Genomic DNA, 19,637 nt, shown 5'->3' with positions numbered 1-19,637 from the left:
GCCGCCTCACGTAGACAGGATGAAGTCAGGCAGAACGAACTGACCGAGCTCCTCGAGGACCTCGCCAGCGGGGCGTTGCCCGTACTTCAAGTTGATGATCACATGGTTGACGCCGATCTCCTGTAAGTGTTGCAGCAGTGAGATCAGATGATATCGCCCTAATTGATAGCCGAGGTGGATCGGTCGAGGGGGTATCTGCGAGTTGTCCGTCAGGTCGATGTATAGCGACTGGGTGAAGGGTTTGAACAGCTCACCACATTCGGTATGCACTGCAGTGCGCCAGTTCTCGACAATCAGTTGCTGAGTCTTCGGCGCACGCGGATAACTGATCCAGCCATGACTGCAGCGGGCAATCCAATCCAGCGTCTGGCGGCTATGACCGGTGACGAAGAATGGAATTTCCGCTGTGGTCGGCTTGGGAATCAGATCGCAGCCCTCAAGCGTGCCGCCGGACCAGGTCAAAGGCACGAAACTGCTGCGCTGAACCTGGCGAAATACCTCTAGGTATTCGCGGAACATTCTGTCACGCTGCTCCGGATCTACACCGAATGCGGGAAACTCTACAGGTCGGTCCCCGGAAGCCACGCCTAATAACAGGCGGCCGCCACTGAGTTGATCTACACTGGTGGCCGCCTTCGCGGTGTGAAGAGGGTTGCGGATTGGCAGGATGACCGAGGCGGTACCCAGCGCAATCGAATGCGTGTGTGCCGCCATGAAACCCAGGTAGACCCAAGGATCGAAGACCTGACCGGTATCACCGAAACTAGGGTCACGTAACGGTACATCGCGAAACCAAAGGGCAGCGAAACCTAGCTTTTCGGCTCTTTGGGCCAGGCTCACCTGGCCAGCCATACTCGGCATATCACCGCTAAAGGCTTCGAGGGGGAGGAAAAGGCCCAGGCTCAACCGACCTTGACGGTAAGTGCGCTGAAAGCCCGGTTGTCGCTGATAGGGAATGGAACTCGGAGTGAACATGCGCCCTCCTACTTACATCAGAACCTGGATGAGGGTGCTGAAAGAAACCTGGGTTTGTCCTATGACAACGGACACCTTCGCCACTTCGTTAGGTATCGCGTATGCGCACCGCGTCGGTTTCGACCCCCAACGCGCCCAGCGTCAGCACGGCTTGACGGTCGAGCTACAGTGCGGATTAAAGGTTTCCCGCCCTAGGTAGTCGGCATCGTGTATGAACCGCTCAATGTGTCAGAGCGGTCACCATCACCGTGATGGACCTTGAGACCAGAGGGCTCCACGGTGCGAATCAGTTGCGGATTTACATCGATATTCTAAAGTTTAGCTCCCTGTGCGAGCGGCGCCGGACAAGCAATCCGACCTGTACGGCCAACAGCTATGATGAGTTCAGGGCCTTGAAGACCGAGCTTCGGTAAAGAGCACAAAAGCACTTTCGCCACTCCAGGCCCTGCCTCGCGCCTTCCCTCGCTTGATCAGTCGAATTGCGTGCCTTTTTGTATCAGCTCGACCTTGTACCCGTTGGGATCTTCAATGAACGCGATTATTGTGCGTCCATGTTTCATGAGACCTGCTGGTCGAGGAACACGATATCCCATGATAGCAGCACGGCTGCACACAGCTTCTGCATCCTCAACCTCGATAGCTACATGCCCGTAAGCATCGCCAATCTCATAGCTATCTTGTCCCCAATTTCGCGTCAGCTCCAGAACAGCAGTTTCTGTCTCCAGGCCATATCCGAGGAAAGCAAGGGTGAATTTGCCCTCCGGATAGTCTTTGCGTCTCAAGAGGCTCATGCCGAGCACTTTAGTGTAGAAGTGAATGGTTTTATCCAGATCCACCACACGTAGCATGGTATGTAGTATGCGCATCGATTCTCCGCTGCAGCTTCAGCCCTTCGCAAGGCCAACATTTCCTAGAAGGCTTTCCCCGACAACGACGAAAGTCCGTGCATCCAGGCCCTACCACCGCAAGCCCATGAGGCTAGGCTGTCGAGGTGATTGGATGCGTTTGCCCGGGCAATGTTAAGCTGACACACGCATCACTAAAAGTGATCAGATGTGAGCTATACCATCACAAAAGGAGAGCATCTTGAAGCTTTCACAGCTTGGTTTTTTTTGCGCTGTCGTAGAGCACGGTACGATAGCCGCAGCAGCTGCACAGCTGCATTGCGTGCCCTCGAACATCACAGCAAGACTGCGAGAACTAGAAACTCAGCTCGGCGTCGTCTTGTTCAACCGCGAAAATAACCGGTTACTTGTCACCCCCGAAGGTAGGCTGGTCTACCGCAAAGCCAAACAGCTCCTCGACCTGGCAGCTGAAACACGCTCGCTGTTTTCAACCGATTCCATGCCTGGCGTGCTTCGCGTTGGGGCGCTTGACGTAGCGCTGGCCAATCATCTCCCTCCGCTTCTAGTACGGTACCGCCTTGAGGCGCCTGGGGTAGAACTGCACATCCGTCCGGAGCACTCGCTACTCCTGGAGCGGCTGTTGATGGATGGCGAGCTTGATTTGATCCTCACTGATGGCCCCATCGAGCATCCTTTGCTTGAAAGCCGCTTAGCGTTCCGTGAGCGCTTGTTGAGAGTTGTACCGAAGGCCTTTTCCTCGCCCACCCCGGAAGACCTGGCTGGGCTCGAACTGTATGTATTCGGTCGCACCTGTCACTACAGGCAACAGGTCGATAACTGGCTAGAACGCAGCGGCATCCAGCCTCGGGCGATACTGGAAATCGAATCGTATCCCAGTATTTTTGCCTGCATCGCACAGGAAATTGGCTTTGCTTGCGTGCCAGAGAGTTATATCGACCGTTTCGCGAGCCAGGCAGATACCTTTCAGGCCGATCATGTGCCGAGCTTGGATTCAAGCGATATCTATTTCGTCTGGCGAAAAAATCAGCAGTCGCCGTTGATCAAGAATTTCATCGAGGCCATTGATAATCACCAGGGCAAGGGCAATGTTTAATGTGCAATCCCCGCATCCCATGAAGATTTAATCTGTCTCGCCATCCAGGAAACTACACATCGCCCACGAAGCGGCAGAAAATAATCGCCCGCAGTTGTGTGCGTGCCTGCGATAGCGTGAGTGTGCGTATTGCCGTCAGGTTTTCATGCTCAATGAGCATCCCGTGCTTCAGGCTTCGGCGGATCAATGCGCTCGATATTTCCCAGGACCAACGCTCGCCCGGCAAATAGCCCCCCGGATGTTTCCAGGGCAAAACGTTCAGCATCGCGGGTGCGCACCTCGTCGGTCACCGCGTCGGCTTCGTGCGCTGAGGCACCCAGGGTCAGCACGGCCTGGTGGCCAAGCAGCAAGGCGGATTCAAAGGTTTCCCGCACGATGTAGTCGGCGTCGTGCTTGACCAGCTCCAACGCGTGCTCGCGGTCAAAGGCGCGCACCAGCACCTTCACCTGCGGGCAATAGTGCCGCGTGCTTTCGACGATGCGTGTCGCGGCCTTCTTGTCATTCACGCACACAATGATGGTACGGGCGTGATGGGCCCCGGCAGCATGCAACAGGTCGTGCCGGGCACCATCACCGTAATAGACCTTGAAACCATAAGGCTCGACGGCGCGGATCACCTCCGGGTCCATGTCGATGATCGAAAGCTTGGCGCCATGAGCGAGTGGTGCCTGGCAAGCGATCTGGCCGACACGACCAAACCCTATGATCAGGATATGGCCTTGGAGATTCTGTGCCGGCTCCACACCGGCCATGGAAACCGCCCGGGGCCGCGCGAAGCGCTTGTACAATAGAAGGTTGACCGGCGTAACGGCCATGGACAACACCACGATAGCCGTCATGTTGGCGTTGATTTCGGCACTGACGACCTTGAGTTTCAGCGCTTCGGCAAACAGCACGAACGCAAATTCACCACCCTGCGCCATCAGCACGGCGCGGTCCAGCGCATCACCATGCTGGCTTTTCGCGAGGCGCGCGACCCCATAGATACACAGCGCCTTGACCATCATCAGCGCCAGCACGCCAGAGGTGATCAGCAGCCAGTTCGCGGCCACCACGTGCAGATCCAGCGCCATGCCGACGCCGAGGAAAAACAGCCCCAGCAACAACCCGCGAAACGGTTCTATGTCAGCCTCAAGCTGGTGGCGGAAGGTGGACTCCGACAGCAGCACACCGGCAACGAACGCGCCCATCGCCATTGACAGGCCGCCGATTTCCATCAGCAGCGCTGCTCCCAGCACCACCAGCAGCGCGGCAGCAGTCATCACCTCGCGCGCCCTGGCTTGGGCCAATACCCGAAACAGAGGGTTGAGCAACCACAACCCGATGACCACCAGTGCGCTCAGGGACAGCGCTGCGGTCGCCATGCGCTGCCACAGGGGGGAGCTGGGTTCGGGCACCGATGCAGTAGGTGCCAGAAATGCCACCACCGCCAGCAACGGCACTATCAACAGGTCTTCAAACAGCAGAATGGAGACGATGCGTTGGCCCCTCGGCTCGTTCAAGTCACCCCGCTCCGAGAGAACTTGCATGACAATCGCCGTGGATGTGAGCACAAAACCGGCCGCGCAGACGAATGACACCTGCCAAGGGAAACCAAAGGCCTTGCCGACGACGGTGAGCAGAACGGCACAGATCACCACCTGCAGGCTGCCCAGCCCAAAGATCTGCCCACGCAGGTCCCATAGATGCGAGGGTTTGAGCTCCAGGCCAATCACGAAAAGAAACATCACCACACCCAACTCGCCCACATCAATGATGGTGTGGGGGTCATTGATCAGTTGCAGCCCGAAGGGTCCGATCATCATCCCTGCCAACAGGTAGCCCATCACTGAGCCGAACCCGATGCGCTTGAGCAGCGGCACGGCCACCACGGCGGCGGTGAGCAAAGTGATAACACCCAACAAAAGTCCTGCGTTACCTTCAGCGGACATAGTCTCGACCTTCAGCCCTGGCAGGACCGGTTATGGGAAAAAATCCGGATGAATTATCGCTGGGCGCCTCAGCTCGACAGAGAAGTGCAATGTCCATTGCAGGGGGGAGCGGCTACCGTTCTTCCCGTTGAGCAACCGAAGTACTACCCGCCCGCGAGGTTTTCGCGGGCGGGTAGTTCAGGCGACGAGGGTTGTACCTTGTCTGCGCAAAGAACATGCAGTGGCAGTATCAACCCGAGCGAACCTCGATGCGCCGGCCACGCGCACGCTCTTCCTTGGGCAGTTCGACACGCAGCACACCGTTGCTGCATATGGCTCTGGCCTTCTCGGCAATGACCGGAGCGGGAAGCTGGAAGGCGCGGCGGAAACTGCCGAAGGTGCACTGCCGGACGCGATAACGCCCATTGCCCTGCTCCTGCTCGATGCGTTTTTCACCGCGAATGATCAAGGCATCGCCCCGCACTTCCAGATTCAGATCCTCCTTCACCATTCCGGGCACCTCGAGGCGAATGACGACCTGGTCGCCATCCTCGTAAAGATCGCCGGCCAGCAATCCCCAGTTCGAGGCAAGTGCCGGTGCTGAAGTAGCATCCTCCGAGACGTTCCTGCTCCGGTTGACAGGCGTGAAGCGCGTCAGGGCCTCGCTGGTGCGATCGCGAAGCTGACGCCAGCCCTCGCCCAGCGAATGCCAGGTTTCCTCCAGGCCATGTTTGAGTTCAGCTAGTTTGTCCATGGGTCGTCCTCCACACGCTCAAGGCCCTACTCGCTTTTCACGACGATCTTGCGCGGCTGGGCATGTGCATGTTTGGGAACGCGCACGTTCAGCACGCCGTCCCGTAGCTCAGCGTCGATCCGGGTCGTGTCCAGTTCGGAGCTCAAGGTGAAGGCTCGCCTGAATCGCGACAGCTGGACCTCTGCGTAGACGGCCTCCAACTGTTCGCTCAACTGCGGCATGATCTCCCCTTCCAGCACAAGCGTGTCACCGTCCACATTGACCACGAGATGGTCCTTGGGCACGCCCGGTAGGTCCGCAAACAGTTGGATTCCGTTTTCGTCTTCAAATACATCGACACGCGGCAGCAGTGTTTGGGTTTCAGTTTCGCCGCGCACGACCGCTTGCTTGTCGTTCATGGTGATTCCTCCTTCAAACCGTTGCTGTTACTGAATGGCTATGCGCTTGGGCTGCAGCGCTTCGCGCCGCGGTAGCGAAATGCGCAGAACACCGTCGCAACAGTGAGCTTCGACCTTGTCGGTATCGACCTGATCATTGAGGCTCACGGTACGCTTGAACCGTCCGGAAAAACGCTCGTTGGCGTACACCGAGCAATTGCCCTCCTGTGCGCTGCGCGCCGGCCGGCGCTCACCGGAAATCGACAGCAACCCTCGGTGAATCTGCAGATCGAGGTCGCTCGGGTCGACGCCGGGAACGAAGGCGTAGACCTCCAGGCTGGACGGCGTGCTCGCGACATTGATGGCAGGAAAAGCACCACTGGCCAAGGCACGAATACTGCCTGGGCGCCCCAGACCCGTTCCCAGCACATGTTGCAGTTCGCGCTGCAGCCTCTCGAACTCGGCAATGGGATCGCTCGACAGATTAAGAAGGGACTCGTACATGACAATCCTCCTTCAAGCTGACTGAAATGATCTCGAACAGGAGGCACGAAGCGCCGGGCTGCGGCCCCTGACGACGGAATCATGTGAGCGATTTCGAGGTTTTCAAGCCCCGGTTTGAACGAATATGGAATTACAGATCCGCGCTCTTTTTCCCCTTCAATCTTTGCCTTGGCGCCATTCACACAGAGCCTAGGCAACTCGATCATCGCGCTCACGCAACAGCCAATAGGTCAGCCCCAGGGCCAGGGTCGCGCCAGCAAGCGCCGCGACTTTGGCCGGGCTGACATCGGGATCAAGGATCACGATCTTGCGGGACAGCGCGATCAACCCGATCAACAGGACCGTCTTGACTTGAATGATGCTGTCACGGCGCAAGACAACGCGCACGATGGAATGCTTGAATTCCATCGCGATCAGCAGCGTCATGACCATGCCGAACACATTCTGGAAGGTCCGGTGGTCCAGCGGATTGAACGCATCGATGATCAGCAGGCTGAAGACTATCTGGATCAGCTGCACCAGCGACACCACGATAACCAGCGCGATCACCATCGATAGAATGTGGGCGACGATCTGCTCGAAACGCTCGTAAAACGTCATCACCGCCCACTCGCGACGCAGTCGCATGCGTGTGGTCTCGGGCTGATTGCTGTCCTTCATGCGTCACCCCTTCAGCAGCAGATCATTGCAACGAGAAAGTGCAGCCTTCGGCAGCGCTTCACGCATTTTCACTGTCGAGCTCTTTGACCGGCACGGCTTGCTGCCGGTCGAACCCGACCCGCTCCGCCTTGTCGTCCCAGCGCGCATGGGCCTGATCACCCTTGCCAATGCCGCCGCCGAGTATTTCACGCGCCAGTGCCGTCTCCAGCTCGCTGCGGATCAGTCGCTTGAGCTCGCGGGCACCGAATTCGGGTTTGTAGCCCTCTTCCGCCAAGTGATCGACCAGCGTCTCGTCGAACGTCAGCGTCACGCCCTGGCTCGCGGCATTACGGGCCACGCGATCGAGTTGCAGGCCGACGATGTGGCGGATCTCTTGCTTGCCCAGGGCATGGAAGACGATGATTTCGTCGATGCGGTTGAGGAACTCGGGGCGAAAGTGCCCGCGCAGCACGTCCATCACCTCGGCCTTGGTCTTCTCGTATTCCTCGCCAGCCGCTCCGGGCGCATTCAGCCGGCGCTGAATGATGTCGGAGCCCAGGTTGGACGTGGCGATGATAATGGTGTTGGTGAAGTCCACCACGCGCCCCTTACCATCGGTCAGTCGCCCGTCGTCGAACACCTGCAGCAGGATGTTGTAGACGTCGGGGTGGGCCTTCTCGATCTCGTCGAGCAGCAGCACGCTATAGGGCTTGCGCCGGACCTTTTCGGTAAGCTGGCCACCTTCGTCATAACCGACGTAGCCGGGGGGCGCGCCCACCAGCCGAGCCACGGAATGGCGCTCGCCATACTCCGACATGTCGATGCGCAACAGGGCCCCCTCGTCGCCGTAGATGGATTCCGCCAGCGCCTTGGCGAGCTCAGTCTTGCCGACGCCAGTGGAACCCAGGAACAGGAACGTGGCCACGGGCTTGCTGCCTTCGCGCAGACCCGCGCGCGACAGCCGCACCGCATCCGCCACAGCGCGTACCGCCTCGTCCTGCCCCACCAGGCGCTCATGCAGCCGATGCTCCAGGTGCAGCAGTTTCTCGCGCTCCTCCACCGTCAGCTCATTGACCGGGATGCCGGTCAGACGCGAGACGATCTGTGCAACGTGCTCCGCCTTGACTTCGGCGCTGCCCGAACCGCGCTCGCGCTCCCAGTCCGCGACGCGCTCCTTGAGTTCGGCCTCCTTGGCTTCGATGCGCTTGCTGATCTGCGCCGCATTGTCATATCGCTTGCGGGAAGCCGCGTAGTTCTGCTCCCGGCGCAACTGGTGCAGTTCGGATTCCATTTCCTGCACCGCCACCGGGCGGGCCGTCGCCGATAGCTTCACGCGGGCGGCAGCCTGATCGAGCAAGTCGATGGCCTTGTCCGGCAGGAAGCGCGCGGTGACGTAGCGGTCGGACAGTTCGGCGGCAGCGATGATCGCGTCCTCGGTGATGCTGACCTTGTGGTGCGCTTCAAAGGTATCGCGCAGGCCGCGCAGGATCATGATGGTCTGCGCCACCGTTGGCTCGGGCACCATGACCGGCTGGAAACGCCGCTCCAGCGCAGCGTCCTGCTCGATGTACTTCTGGTACTCGTTGAGCGTGGTCGCGCCGATCAGGTTCAGCTCACCACGCGCCATCATCGGTTTGAAGACGTTGGCGACGTCCAAGCCGCCTTCTCCACCACCCTGGCCGGCACCCACAATGGTGTGCACCTCGTCGATGAAGAGAATCAACTCGCCCTGGTGCTCGGAGATTTCCTTGAGCACCTTGTGCACGCGTTCCTCGAACTCGCCCCGGTACTTCGCGCCGGCCACCATGGAATTGATGTTCAGCTCTACCAGGCGCTTGTCACGCAGCGTCTCGGGCACCTCGCCGGCCACCATACGCTGTGCCAATCCCTCGACGATGGCCGTCTTGCCCACGCCAGGGTCGCCGATCAACACGGGATTGTTCTTCTTGCGCCGCGCCAGCACCTCGATGGTGGTTTCGATTTCCTGCGCGCGTCCGATGACCGGGTCCAGCTTGCCCTCGCGCGCCATCTTGGTGAGATCGCGCGAATACTTGTCGAGCTCCGGCGTATTGGTCGGCGCCTCGGCGCGGCCATCCTCCGCCCCTTTGCCAACCACCTTGTTTACCCGCTGGCGCAGGGCCTGCGGCGTGAGGCCATAGCGGCGCAGCAAGTTGGCGGCCAGCCCTTCGCCCTCCTCTGCTAGCCCGATCAGAAGGTGCTCGGGTCCGACGTAAGCGTGGCCTAATTCATTCGAGGCGACAAAGGCGCGACTGAGCGCATCCTTCACGCGAGGCGACACGCCGATTTCTCCTTCAAACGGTTTGTCGCCGCGCTTGGCTTCGGCCTCGATCTGGCGTTTGAGGTCATCGACCTTGATCTTGAACTGGCTGAGGACGGTCTTCACCACGTCGCTGTCGGCTAGGGCCAGCAGCAGGTGCTCAGTATCGACTTCGGGCCGACCGAACTCCGTGGCACGCTTGGCAGCTTCCTGCAACAGGGCCTCGGAGTGTTCGCTGATGCGGCTGGCCAGCCCGCTGCCACGACGCCGCGGCGTGCCAGCCCCTGCGGGGGCAGGTTCGCCAGACGACGCTTCGGCCACATCATCGGCACCCGCGGCAACGGATACTGAGTCTCCTCCGTTGCGGAAGAAATCGCTGCCGATGAAATCCTCAAACAAACCGCTGCGCGAGCCGAAAAGGGCCTCCAGTGGGGAAAGGGTGCGCTTTTGCTGGCGCACCAATTGGCGATAGTGATCATTACACAACAGCATTGTGCTGTGGCGGCCATTGACCTTGGCTTCCACCCGTGTCGTAGCGGGTTGGCCACAGACCTGGCACTGTTTGCTGGCCATGCGGGCGCTCCTTGAATCATTGAGGCGACGAAGTGGAGCCTGCCGCAGCTCCTCGTCTGCTGAAGGGCCTTCGTGACAACTGCCATGGAATCTCCGAGTCAGCTTCAATTCGGAATCAAACGGCTTTGCTTCGATGCACGCGCTTCGCGCTCGTCGAGGATGATCGTCAGCAGCCCATTGTCGAATGGGCGCTTGATCAAAACCTGATCGGCATCGTCAGGCAGGTTCAAGGGTCGCGGACAACAGCCGTTGTAGCGTTCGGCACGAGGGAAGGCGCACTTCTGCTGCTCTCGTAGCAGTCGGGCGTGATCGGGATGTTCTTTCCTTGAGACCAGGCAATTCGAAGGAAAGCCAGCACTGCATCCGTGATGTCCAGCGCCAGCTTCAGCATGCCTGGCAGGCAAGCGCGGGCGGGCGAGCGCCGCAAACAGATGCGGCCAGCCCAAGGGAACTTTTGCAATACTCGCTAAAGTCTGCGCCTGGTAGTCTGGAAGTCAAGAAGTATCTGCGGTTTGCTCAGAGAAAGTCAGCGGGCGGTGGTCAGGCCGCTGCAAGCCGAATTCAGCCGCATGCGCTCCATCTGATACGTTCTTTTATCGATCACCTGAGTCTTTCTCGTGGCAGGCCCACTGCTTTAAAAGATTTCGCGATCGGGGTGCGATCGGACTGCGCCCAGGCACTCACTTCTGCAGACGCTCAGGGAACCGGAAGGCCTCGCAAGCACACAGGAATCCCACCATGAACACCTTCTGCACGAGCTATCACAGCATGGTGCTTCCCGAGTCTCAGCGCGACATACTCGGTATGATCGCGACCAATCATCAACTGCACGACATCCTCACCGCCATCTGCTTGATGATCGACGCCCAGGATCCCGGTACGCTGTGTTCGATACTGCTCACCGATGCGCAAGGCAAGCATTTGCTCAAAGGTGCCGCGCCTGGCCTGCCGCCTGCATACAGCGAGGCGATCCATGGCATGCCCATCGGTCCTCAGGAAGGCACGTGTGGCACGGCTGCATTCCGGCGCGAGCTGGTGGTGACCGCAGATATAGCCCGGGATCCGAGCTGGGAGCGTTTTCGCAGCCTGGCGCTAGGGTACAATCTGCGCTCCTGCTGGTCGTTGCCATTACTCTCGCATCAGGGCTCCGTACTTGGGACATTTGCGCTGTACCAAGATCAGGCGATTGCGCCAAGCGAGATGCAGATCCAAAGGTTGACCTGCGCGGCGCACCTGGCTGCCATTGCTATCCGGCATGAGCGTGACGGCCAACGCCTGGAGGAAAGTGAACAACGGTTTCGCTCATTGTTGACCTACAACCCCAACCCGGTTTTCGCCCTCGACATGGCGGGCAACATCCAGAGTGTGAACCCGGCTGGCCTGAAGCTTAAAGCTGGCGCGGCAACTGATCTTGTCGGTCAACATTTCTCCTGCCTCGTTTTCGAAGAAGACCTGCCGCGAGTGAATCAGCATTTTTCCGCGGCCCGCGCCGGTGAGCCGCAGCGATTCGAGGCAAGGGTGCGCGACGAGAGCGACGACAAGCAGTTGACCATGGATATCGCAAACCTGCCGATCATGGTAAATGGAGAGATCGTCGGGGTATTCGGTATCGCTCGGGATATCAGCGAGCAGAAGCATTACGAGCGCCAGCTGAGTATCAGTGCCAGCCATGACGGGCTGACCGGTTTGCTTAACCGCCTGTCCCTGGAAGACCGGCTTGTCCTAGAGTGTCGCAGCAGCCTTCAACGTAAGCGTCAACTAGCGGTCATGTACATCGACCTGGATGGATTCAAATCCATCAACGACTCCATCGGGCACTACTTCGGCGATCAGGTGCTGATCGAGGTGGCACAGCGCATGACTCAGCAAGTCCGTCCAGCTGATGCCGTCGTGCGCATGGGCGGCGATGAGTTTGTCGTTCTGCTGACGGACCTGCTTCGTGACGAAGACGTTGTCCCGGTGGCCGAGCGACTGCTGGAAAGCATTGGCAAACCCTACTGTATCCAGGGCATTGACCTGCACGTCAGTGCAAGTATCGGTATTACGCTAAGCGATGGTCACCTCGAACAGCCGATGCAGCTGATCCAGCAGGCTGACATGGCCATGTACAAAGCCAAGCAACAAGGTAGGAACAACTTTCAGTGGTACACCAGCGATCTTAACGATCGAGTTTGCGAGCACCGAAGCCTACGTAATGACCTACAAAAGGCTATCGAAACTCAATCGTTCAGCCTGCATTATCAACCGCAAATAGAGGCCCACACGCGTCGGGTGGTCGGAATCGAAGCGTTGTTGCGTTGGACGCATCCGATCAAAGGATACATCTCTCCAGCGGTGTTTGTACCGGTGGCAGAGGACAGTGGTCAAATTATCCCGCTGAGCCTCTGGGTACTCGATACGGCGTGCGCGCAGTTGCGCAATCTATGTGATCAGGGTTTCAACGGCATCTCGATGGCCGTAAATATTTCGCCGGTGCATTTTCAGCGCGGTCAGTTCGTTGAATGTATCCAGGCAGTGCTGAACAAATACGGGCTTAGCGCAGGGCAATTGGAATTGGAGATAACTGAGTCGCTCCTGCTGCACAACGTTGAAATCGCAATTGAAACCTTGCACCGCCTTAAAGACTTGGGTGTACGCATTGCGCTGGATGATTTCGGTACAGGATTTTCCAGCCTCAGTTATCTCAAGTGTTTGCCCATCGACAAAATCAAGATTGATCGCTCTTTCATCCAGGATATCTCGGCTAACCCACACGATGCAGCAATTACTCAAGGCATTATTTCCATGGCCCATCACCTCAGCCTGTCAGTGGTCGCGGAAGGCGTGGAAACTGCGGCTCAGGTGGACTTCCTGGAACGTGGTCGATGCGATATTTTCCAGGGATATTACTTTGCTAGACCCATGTCGCATGAGGCACTCAGGTTTTTCTTGGCCGATCAGATAACCTATAATTAACACGTTTATTTAATAACCAAAAGATCGATTCCACTCATGCAGCGTTTTCAGCCTTCGTCGACCAACGTCGAGCAGATCTGATCTACCGGGCGACCGACAGCAAAACCCTGCTGGATCTGCGGCCAAGGGAATACCCGCACCAAGTGCCCGTTCAATCAAAGCAGTCATTAGTCCACGGCCACGTCTGTTACAACGGTCAATACAGAATCCAACGTGCCATCGGGCCGATAGCAAAATTGCACATGAACGGATTTTAGGGGGCAACAGGGTTGCTGTTCCGCCAACCATTCATTCAGCGCCCCGACCAGAATACGGGCTTCGACGATGGCGTCTTCCGTACCGTCAAAAACCAACATTGCCATGGTTATTTCCTCAGTTTGACGGGTTGATATCCTCTTGCTGCTTTGTGAGCGATGCCCATCATTGGCAGCACCATGGGGACCCTGGCTTCCTGTATCGAACACCTCCGATTGCACGATGATTCACACCGGGCTTATTGCCACTACACCGCCGCCCTCCGTAGCAACCAGTCTGCAACTTTAGGTGGCTTCATTCGCAACAGGGTCCGATATGATCAGTTGGGTACATTAGGCGGGCAGAGCCGCCTGCCGAACCCGAGAATCAGGAACGACTCGCCTTTGGAAGCTCAATCAATCAGCTAGGACATGGTGGTGTTGGCGCGCTGGATATTGACGTTCGGCATGCCGAGAGTTTCAGCCTGGATAGGCTGAGTTAACCATTTCTTAGCGCCAGAGCCTGGTCGCTTGGGTCCATGCCTGTGGATCAGGCGCAAACGGCACAGGACAAATGTCAGAAGTCTTGCGCAGTCGGACGCAGAACAATCTCGTTGATGTCGACATCTGCAGGTTGCTCGATCGCATAAGCGATGGCCCGTGCAACCGAGTCAGCCGGGATGGCCTTCTTGTAAAATTCGCCAACGACCTCGGCGCTCGGCTGGTACCCGCTGCCGAACTTCAGTTCGGAATCCACTGCGCCCGGTTCGATAGTCGTCGTGCGAATATTCGCGCCGACTTCATGACGCAGGCCATCGGAAATGGCGCGCACCGCGTACTTGGTGCCGCTGTACACCGATCCACCGGGGCTGAATACTTTGATGCCGGCGACCGAAGAAATGTTGATGAAGTGACCGCTTGCCTGTTGTTCGAAAAACGGCAATGCGGCCGCGATGCCATACAATACGCCCTTGATGTTGATATCGATCATACGATCCCACTCGTCGGTGCGCAGTTGCGAAATCGGAGAGATCGCCATCAACCCTGCGTTGTTGATCATTACATCGATGCGACCGAATACCTCGACTGCCTTGGCAACCAGCGCAGACAAGTCCTCCTTGCGTGTCACATCGGTCGGATGGGCAATCGCCTTGCCGCCTGCAGTGGCGATCTCCGCGACAATCGCGTCCAGACGGTCCTGGCGCCTGGCGCCAAGCACCACAAGGGCGCCGAGCGCCGCCAGATGACGCGCCGTTGCTTCGCCTAGACCGCTACTCGCACCCGTGATGACGACCACCTTATCCTGGATGTTCTTACTCATATTCAGCGCTCCTGTTGAGACCTGTCGGGATGGAGACTGCAGTCTGCGCTGGTTTTATTCGTCAGAGAATGGAAGTGTTAGGATTTGAGAATTCCATTTTCTGGAACGGGAGTTGAGGGCTATGCCTAATCGCATGGAACTGATTCGGATATTCACAGTGGCCGCACAATCGACCACGTTCCGCGATGCAGCCACCCGCCTCGGCACCTCACCGCAGACGGTGACACGTGCCATCAAGGAACTGGAGAGTACGCTGGGTGAGCTGTTGTTCCACCGCAGCACACGGCAGGTTCATGTCACCACTTTTGGTGCCAAACTCGCCTTGCAGGCCCAGGAAACCTTGGACCGGGTGGATCAGTTGTTTATCACCCACAGCAAACAGGAGGCTAAAGGCGTTGTCGGCATCACGGCCCCACACGCCATTGGCAAGCTGTATCTGGTCGAATTTCTGAAACCGCTGATACGGGAAACCCCGGGCCTGAGCATCGACCTGAGCCTGGATGACCAACTCACCGACGCGGTGGCCAACAAGATCGACATCGGTATTCGTGTCGGCGCGGTGCGTGATAGGCGCTATATCGCTAGAACAGTGGCCCATGTCAGCCTGAAAATCGTTGCGGCCCCGTCACTCCTCGCCACCGTGCACCGCCCTGGCAGCATCGAAGAACTGAAACGCTTGCCGCTGTCCATGCTGATTGATCGAAAAAACGGTCGCCCCTGGCCGTGGGTGCTTGCCGAGGGGCGAACGTTTCTGCCTACCTCCCCTGCCTTCAGCTGCGATGACCCGGAAACCGAGCGAGAGATCGTTCTGGCCGGAATCGCCTTTGGGCAAATGCCCGATTACTTGGCAGAACCCTACCTGTCTGAAGGGCGCCTGGTCGAGGTCATGCAACAGGAAGCGCCGCCGCCTTCCGAACTGATCATGTACCGTCCTCAATCAGGGCCAGTGGCACCGCGAGTGAGGCTGATATACGACCACCTGGTTAACTGTTTCTCTGATCCGCGTGCTTTTGCGCGGACCAATCGCTGAGTTCGAAGGGACGCTCGAGTTTGCACTACGCTTATATTACGAATATCATCGAATTATCGAATTATAAGCACTCGGAGAAAATTGACTGTCGACCGGACACGTCGTTTCAAGGATGGTGGATTGGACTTGCTCAGCGTCAGTTTCGGGCTCAACATCGTTGTATAGAAAGCCCTCAAGGCCTAGGTTTCACGACGCGAAGCTACCGATGGTATGGGTTGAATAGCCTCGGCTAGGGACCTACGCACGCTGAGCGTCAGCGAAGACGCGCTTAAGGACTGCAACCGGACCTGGAGATTATTGGCCGGGCATATCTCGGCAATCCTGATTGGTCCAATTTCGCCGCTCATGAGTTGGGGGCAGGGAGCGTGTGACCTGGACTTGCCCGATCTACTGGTTTTAACGCTACAAGTGCTCTCGCCGGGTGAGGACGCTCGCACGGCCTTCGAGATCAATATTGATTGTCAGGCCGTCGCCTGGAGAGCAGTTTCGGGCCGCACGGCCTCTATTCAGACGTGTCGGTTAGCGAGGTCCCATTTTTTTTATGCATATCGGCCGGAGGTTTGATGAACACCCCTTTAACACTGATTGCCACTTTGGTCGCAAAGGCAGGCTTCGAAGCCGAGCTCGAGCAGACGCTGCGGGCCCTGCAGGGTTCAAGCCGGGGCGAAGTGGACTGTATCCAGTATGACTTGCACCGTGATGCCGAGCAGGCGCGCACTTTCCACATGATCGAGCAGTGGCGGGACGAGGCGGCGCTAACGGCTCACGAAGCGACAACACATTTTCGAGCAGCGCTCCCGCTCATCGAACGTGCTGCTGAAAAATTTTCGATCACGAAAATGCATCGCATGTCCTGAGGAGCTTCGAATGAAAGCCATTGCACACTTTAAATGTCTGCCTATTGAACATCCCGACGCCTTGGTGGAGATCGATATACCCGAGCCAGTGCCAGGGCCGCGCGACTTGCTAGTAGAGGTAAAGGCCGTGTCGGTCAATCCTGTCGATACCAAGGTACGGCAGGGCTATGTGCCGCATGCGGACGAAAGCCAGCCGCGGATCCTCGGCTGGGACGCTGCCGGGGTGGTCAAGTCGGTCGGCAGCGACGTGACGTTTTTTAAACCCGGTGACAGAGTCTGGTACGCGGGATCACTGATCCGCCCGGGGAGCAACAGTGAGCTGCAACTGGTGGATGAGCGTATCGTCGGTTCAATGCCACAGTCGCTGGAATTCGGCCAAGCTGCGGCATTGCCACTCACTTCCCTGACCGCTTGGGAATTACTCTTTGATCGCCTAGGTATTGCACGGGATCCCACCGACCGAGGAGAAACACTGCTGATCATTGGCGCTGCAGGCGGGGTAGGTTCAATTCTAATTCAACTGGCGCGTCAGCTAACAGGGTTGACGATCATTAGTACGGCTTCGCGCCCTGAAACCCAGGCCTGGGTTACCGAGCTTGGTGCGCATCATGTCATCGACCATACCAAGCCACTTAGTGAAGAACTAAAGCGCATCGGTATAGCGCAGGTCAGCCATGTCGCAAGCCTGACCCAGACCGATAGGCACTACGAACAAATCATCGAGTCACTGAAACCTCAAGGCAAGCTGGGCCTGATAGATGATCCGGCCACCCTTGACGCCGTGCCGCTGAAGCGCAAGAGCCTGTCGTTGCACTGGGAGCTTATGTACACCCGCTCGCTCTACGAAACAGAGGACATGCAGGAGCAGCGCAACATCCTTAACGAAGTTGCGCGGCGGATTGATGCGGGTAACTTGCGCACCACAGTTGGCGAAAACTATGGGCCCATCAGCGCAGAAAATCTTCGTCGTGCCCATGCTCTGCTGGAAAGCGGAAAGGCGAAGGGGAAAGTCGTGCTGGAAGGCTTTTGAGGGAGTTGATTAAAACAGCTTATACCCCTGTCCAGTTACCTTGAACTCGTCCCTCGAACCTCAGGCATCTGTACGATACCTACGCCTTGGACTGCGGCTCGGTTTAGGGCGTCTAGGTCAGCAGTGACAAAACGTGGAGAGTGAGGAACCTCCACTCGATCCCCAGAGGGACCGATAAAGGCCCAGCGGTGGTCGCGGTTGGCTGGAGCCAGGTCCATGCTCGGCAATCCGATTAGATCAACTGGGACTTCCAAATCAATGCCTTCGACCAATGAAGGCTTCGCCACAAGCTTCTGGTAGCTCTCGCCAAAAACTTTGAGGAACGTAAGCGTCCGCCCAACTCACCTTGCGTGAGCTGGGCCGGAGTCCACTGACGGGGTATCAGCCCCTCCTTAGTGGCCTCTTTGTCAGCACCGGTACCCTAGCGAGACTGCGCTGCTTGTTGACCGGAATACGTTGCAGCACACTAAGCGTCCATCGTAAGGAGACGCCCCCACATGAAGGACACGCCTAGCATCCCCCTGATTATCCTCGATGTTCAGGATGCTATCGATCAGCCTGTTTGGAATGGTAAAAGCCACCCTGGCTATTTGTCCGTAATCCAGCGCCTTCTGCGGCACTGGCGATCAAATGGCTGGCCTGTCCTTCATGTGAAGCATGATGAAGAGAATCCCACCTCCAGCTATCACGTTCAGCTGACTTTTGTTCGCCGTGTGCAGTTCGAAAAACTTGCGACGGGCATGAGCCATGCAGCCGATTTCAGTGATGCCTTGTTCAAAACCAGCTTTGTAGCCAGCGAAATCATCGCAAACCAGCTTGCCGTTCCAGTCGCCCAGGAAGTTACTTGCATGTTCGCCGGCACGGCTTGGGCTGAAGTCGTAAACCACCGCATTAAGCGCCGAAAACGGCGTCGTGCTGTAGGCCCAGACATAGGCCCGGTGGGTTTTCTTCTCGCCCGGCGCAAGCATTTGCACCGGTGTTTCATCGGCGTGGATTACGCCCTTGCTCAGCACCGCTTCACGCAGTGCATCGACCAGTGGCTGGAGTCGCACGCCAGTTTGCCCAACCCACTGGGCCAAGGTCGAGCGAGCGATGGCCAGTCCGGCGCGACCAAAGATTTTCTCCTGCCGGTACGCCCTCGCCTACCCGCGCTCCGTGCACGACATTAGGCCATCTCTCACCGTCCAGACTTCCTTCTGCAGGCATACTTTGTATCGTCGGCATAATAGCCCAGCGCGTGCAGTAACGGGGACCTCGAAAGCAGCCGACGTTTCTGCTGATCAAGGTGAGTAAACAAAACATCACCAGCGGTACCGACGTCCATCGTTTGGACTTAATGCATCATACAGTGAGTGAAGAACAGCAGTTGCTGTGGATGATCAATGCACTTGATTACCTTGACCAAAGACCTTCTCCGCGGAAGCAGCGAGGCATACAACCAACTTTCACCAACAGGAAGTGAGACAAGGCAACGTCAGCCAAACGGCGGCCATCTGATACCGTTTTTCATGTTGAAACTGAGCCTTTTTTTGATTCAGTGCTCTACAGAGTGCGCGTCCGCAGCACGGTTGGACAGTGATCGGCCGCCCACTATTGCTGACTCTCTGAAGAACGAACGATCTCGAGAGTCTTCAGGAATCACCTTGAATAGTCATGAGAGCTTCCACAGCAAGACATTCTCCGAGTCGCAACGTGACGTCTCGGTATGATTTCGACCGACCATCACGGCGCAGCGATCACCTAAGATATTACATCTACGGTCCATCACCTAAGTCTGATCATGGTTGCCGAAGCAGTGGAAACTGCTACTCAGATATATTTCCTAAAGGGCAGTCATTGGAATTTTCCAGGGTATCATTCTGCCAAACCGATGCCGTACGCAGAAACCTGAGCTTTCCTGAGACATCCAGCGCCCCATCCCGTTCCGAAAATTCTGTCTGCTCCCAGTCCTGAAAATCAGACGCTAAGGTAATTTCCCAGACTCCAACGCAGAACTCCCTTTCCCCAGGCAAGGTGCTCCCTTCGCATTTCTTACACACTCGGCTCTGACACTATTGCGTTGCACACCACCAAGAGCCGCAAAAAATGACTTGCTTCCAACCTGCTACAAAAGCCAGGCCGGCCAAATTATGTCGGAGATTCGGCGACCTTGGTGATCGCTCAGAGCAGCTATCTGGCCGAAGACCAACGTGTTCAACGAACTGTTCTTTCGTTTTGGCTAACTGGAGCAGGCCTGCAAGCA

Annotated in this window: 16 protein-coding genes and 2 pseudogenes; 6 read left to right on the top strand and 12 right to left on the bottom strand. The window is 57.5% G+C overall.

Annotated features, from left to right (window positions below):
• Positions 1 to 6: 6 nt before the first annotated feature.
• Positions 7 to 975, bottom strand: coding sequence for an LLM class oxidoreductase (locus AC3B5Q_RS11835; RefSeq protein WP_021782320.1), 969 nt, complete (start codon positions 973 to 975; stop codon positions 7 to 9).
• 470 nt (positions 976 to 1,445) lie between these two features.
• Positions 1,446 to 1,841, bottom strand: coding sequence for a lactoylglutathione lyase (gloA, locus tag AC3B5Q_RS11830; protein ID WP_021782319.1), 396 nt, complete (start codon positions 1,839 to 1,841; stop codon positions 1,446 to 1,448).
• A 220-nt stretch (positions 1,842 to 2,061) separates the two neighbouring features.
• Between gloA and AC3B5Q_RS11825 the strand changes: the two genes are divergently transcribed.
• Complete coding sequence (locus AC3B5Q_RS11825; RefSeq protein ID WP_021782318.1) at positions 2,062 to 2,934, top strand: LysR family transcriptional regulator; 873 nt, start codon at positions 2,062 to 2,064, stop codon at positions 2,932 to 2,934.
• 149 nt (positions 2,935 to 3,083) lie between these two features.
• Here AC3B5Q_RS11825 and AC3B5Q_RS11820 read toward each other — a convergent pair whose 3' ends face one another.
• The 7 genes from AC3B5Q_RS11820 to AC3B5Q_RS11790 form a co-directional block, all read right to left on the bottom strand.
• On the bottom strand, positions 3,084 to 4,865 hold the full coding sequence (locus tag AC3B5Q_RS11820; RefSeq protein ID WP_028697236.1) for a monovalent cation:proton antiporter-2 (CPA2) family protein: 1,782 nt from the start codon (positions 4,863 to 4,865) through the stop codon (positions 3,084 to 3,086).
• A 229-nt stretch (positions 4,866 to 5,094) separates the two neighbouring features.
• Complete coding sequence (locus AC3B5Q_RS11815; protein WP_103444534.1) at positions 5,095 to 5,598, bottom strand: Hsp20/alpha crystallin family protein; 504 nt, start codon at positions 5,596 to 5,598, stop codon at positions 5,095 to 5,097.
• 26 nt (positions 5,599 to 5,624) lie between these two features.
• Positions 5,625 to 5,996, bottom strand: coding sequence for an Hsp20/alpha crystallin family protein (locus AC3B5Q_RS11810; protein WP_021782315.1), 372 nt, complete (start codon positions 5,994 to 5,996; stop codon positions 5,625 to 5,627).
• 27 nt (positions 5,997 to 6,023) lie between these two features.
• On the bottom strand, positions 6,024 to 6,479 hold the full coding sequence (locus AC3B5Q_RS11805) for an Hsp20/alpha crystallin family protein (protein ID WP_021782314.1): 456 nt from the start codon (positions 6,477 to 6,479) through the stop codon (positions 6,024 to 6,026).
• A 189-nt stretch (positions 6,480 to 6,668) separates the two neighbouring features.
• Positions 6,669 to 7,139 (bottom strand): phosphate-starvation-inducible PsiE family protein, encoded by a 471-nt coding sequence (locus AC3B5Q_RS11800; RefSeq protein WP_103444535.1) that lies wholly within the window; start codon positions 7,137 to 7,139, stop codon positions 6,669 to 6,671.
• Positions 7,140 to 7,197: 58 nt separating this feature from the next.
• On the bottom strand, positions 7,198 to 9,969 hold the full coding sequence (gene clpK, locus AC3B5Q_RS11795) for a heat shock survival AAA family ATPase ClpK (RefSeq protein WP_488393093.1): 2,772 nt from the start codon (positions 9,967 to 9,969) through the stop codon (positions 7,198 to 7,200).
• A 104-nt stretch (positions 9,970 to 10,073) separates the two neighbouring features.
• Positions 10,074 to 10,373, bottom strand: coding sequence for an Hsp20 family protein (locus AC3B5Q_RS11790; RefSeq protein ID WP_223271173.1), 300 nt, complete (start codon positions 10,371 to 10,373; stop codon positions 10,074 to 10,076).
• Between the two features lie 334 nt (positions 10,374 to 10,707).
• Between AC3B5Q_RS11790 and AC3B5Q_RS11785 the strand changes: the two genes are divergently transcribed.
• Positions 10,708 to 12,924, top strand: coding sequence for a putative bifunctional diguanylate cyclase/phosphodiesterase (locus tag AC3B5Q_RS11785; RefSeq protein ID WP_488393092.1), 2,217 nt, complete (start codon positions 10,708 to 10,710; stop codon positions 12,922 to 12,924).
• Between the two features lie 167 nt (positions 12,925 to 13,091).
• Here the strand turns inward: AC3B5Q_RS11785 and AC3B5Q_RS11780 are convergent, their stop codons facing one another.
• Together AC3B5Q_RS11780 and AC3B5Q_RS11775 are read right to left on the bottom strand one after the other, a co-directional pair.
• A complete protein-coding gene (locus AC3B5Q_RS11780; protein ID WP_021782310.1) occupies positions 13,092 to 13,286 on the bottom strand; it encodes a hypothetical protein in 195 nt (64 codons plus the stop codon).
• Between the two features lie 448 nt (positions 13,287 to 13,734).
• Positions 13,735 to 14,478, bottom strand: a complete 744-nt coding sequence (locus AC3B5Q_RS11775; RefSeq protein ID WP_021782309.1) for an SDR family oxidoreductase — start codon at positions 14,476 to 14,478, stop codon at positions 13,735 to 13,737.
• Between the two features lie 121 nt (positions 14,479 to 14,599).
• On the opposite strand from AC3B5Q_RS11775, the gene AC3B5Q_RS11770 reads away from it, so the two are divergent.
• The 4 genes and pseudogenes from AC3B5Q_RS11770 to AC3B5Q_RS11755 all read left to right on the top strand — a co-directional run.
• The gene (locus tag AC3B5Q_RS11770) at positions 14,600 to 15,508 is read left to right on the top strand and encodes a LysR family transcriptional regulator (protein WP_103444536.1); all 909 of its coding nucleotides are present in this window, start codon (positions 14,600 to 14,602) and stop codon (positions 15,506 to 15,508) included.
• A 563-nt stretch (positions 15,509 to 16,071) separates the two neighbouring features.
• On the top strand, positions 16,072 to 16,365 hold the full coding sequence (locus AC3B5Q_RS11765; RefSeq protein ID WP_021782307.1) for a putative quinol monooxygenase: 294 nt from the start codon (positions 16,072 to 16,074) through the stop codon (positions 16,363 to 16,365).
• A gap of 10 nt (positions 16,366 to 16,375) precedes the next feature.
• Complete coding sequence (locus AC3B5Q_RS11760) at positions 16,376 to 17,395, top strand: zinc-binding alcohol dehydrogenase family protein (protein WP_021782306.1); 1,020 nt, start codon at positions 16,376 to 16,378, stop codon at positions 17,393 to 17,395.
• Positions 17,396 to 17,892: 497 nt separating this feature from the next.
• A pseudogene (locus AC3B5Q_RS11755) lies at positions 17,893 to 18,087 on the top strand (cysteine hydrolase family protein); the annotation flags it as partial.
• On the opposite strand, the pseudogene AC3B5Q_RS11750 reads toward AC3B5Q_RS11755, so the two are convergent.
• Positions 18,088 to 18,528 (bottom strand): annotated as a pseudogene (locus AC3B5Q_RS11750) (IS66 family transposase); the annotation flags it as partial.
• Between the last annotated feature and the right edge of the window lie 1,109 nt (positions 18,529 to 19,637).

The organism is Pseudomonas sp. D5(2026) (genome assembly GCF_057766845.1).
The sequence above is the reverse complement of the archived record's forward strand: the minus strand, read 5'-3'. Positions and strand labels throughout refer to the sequence as shown.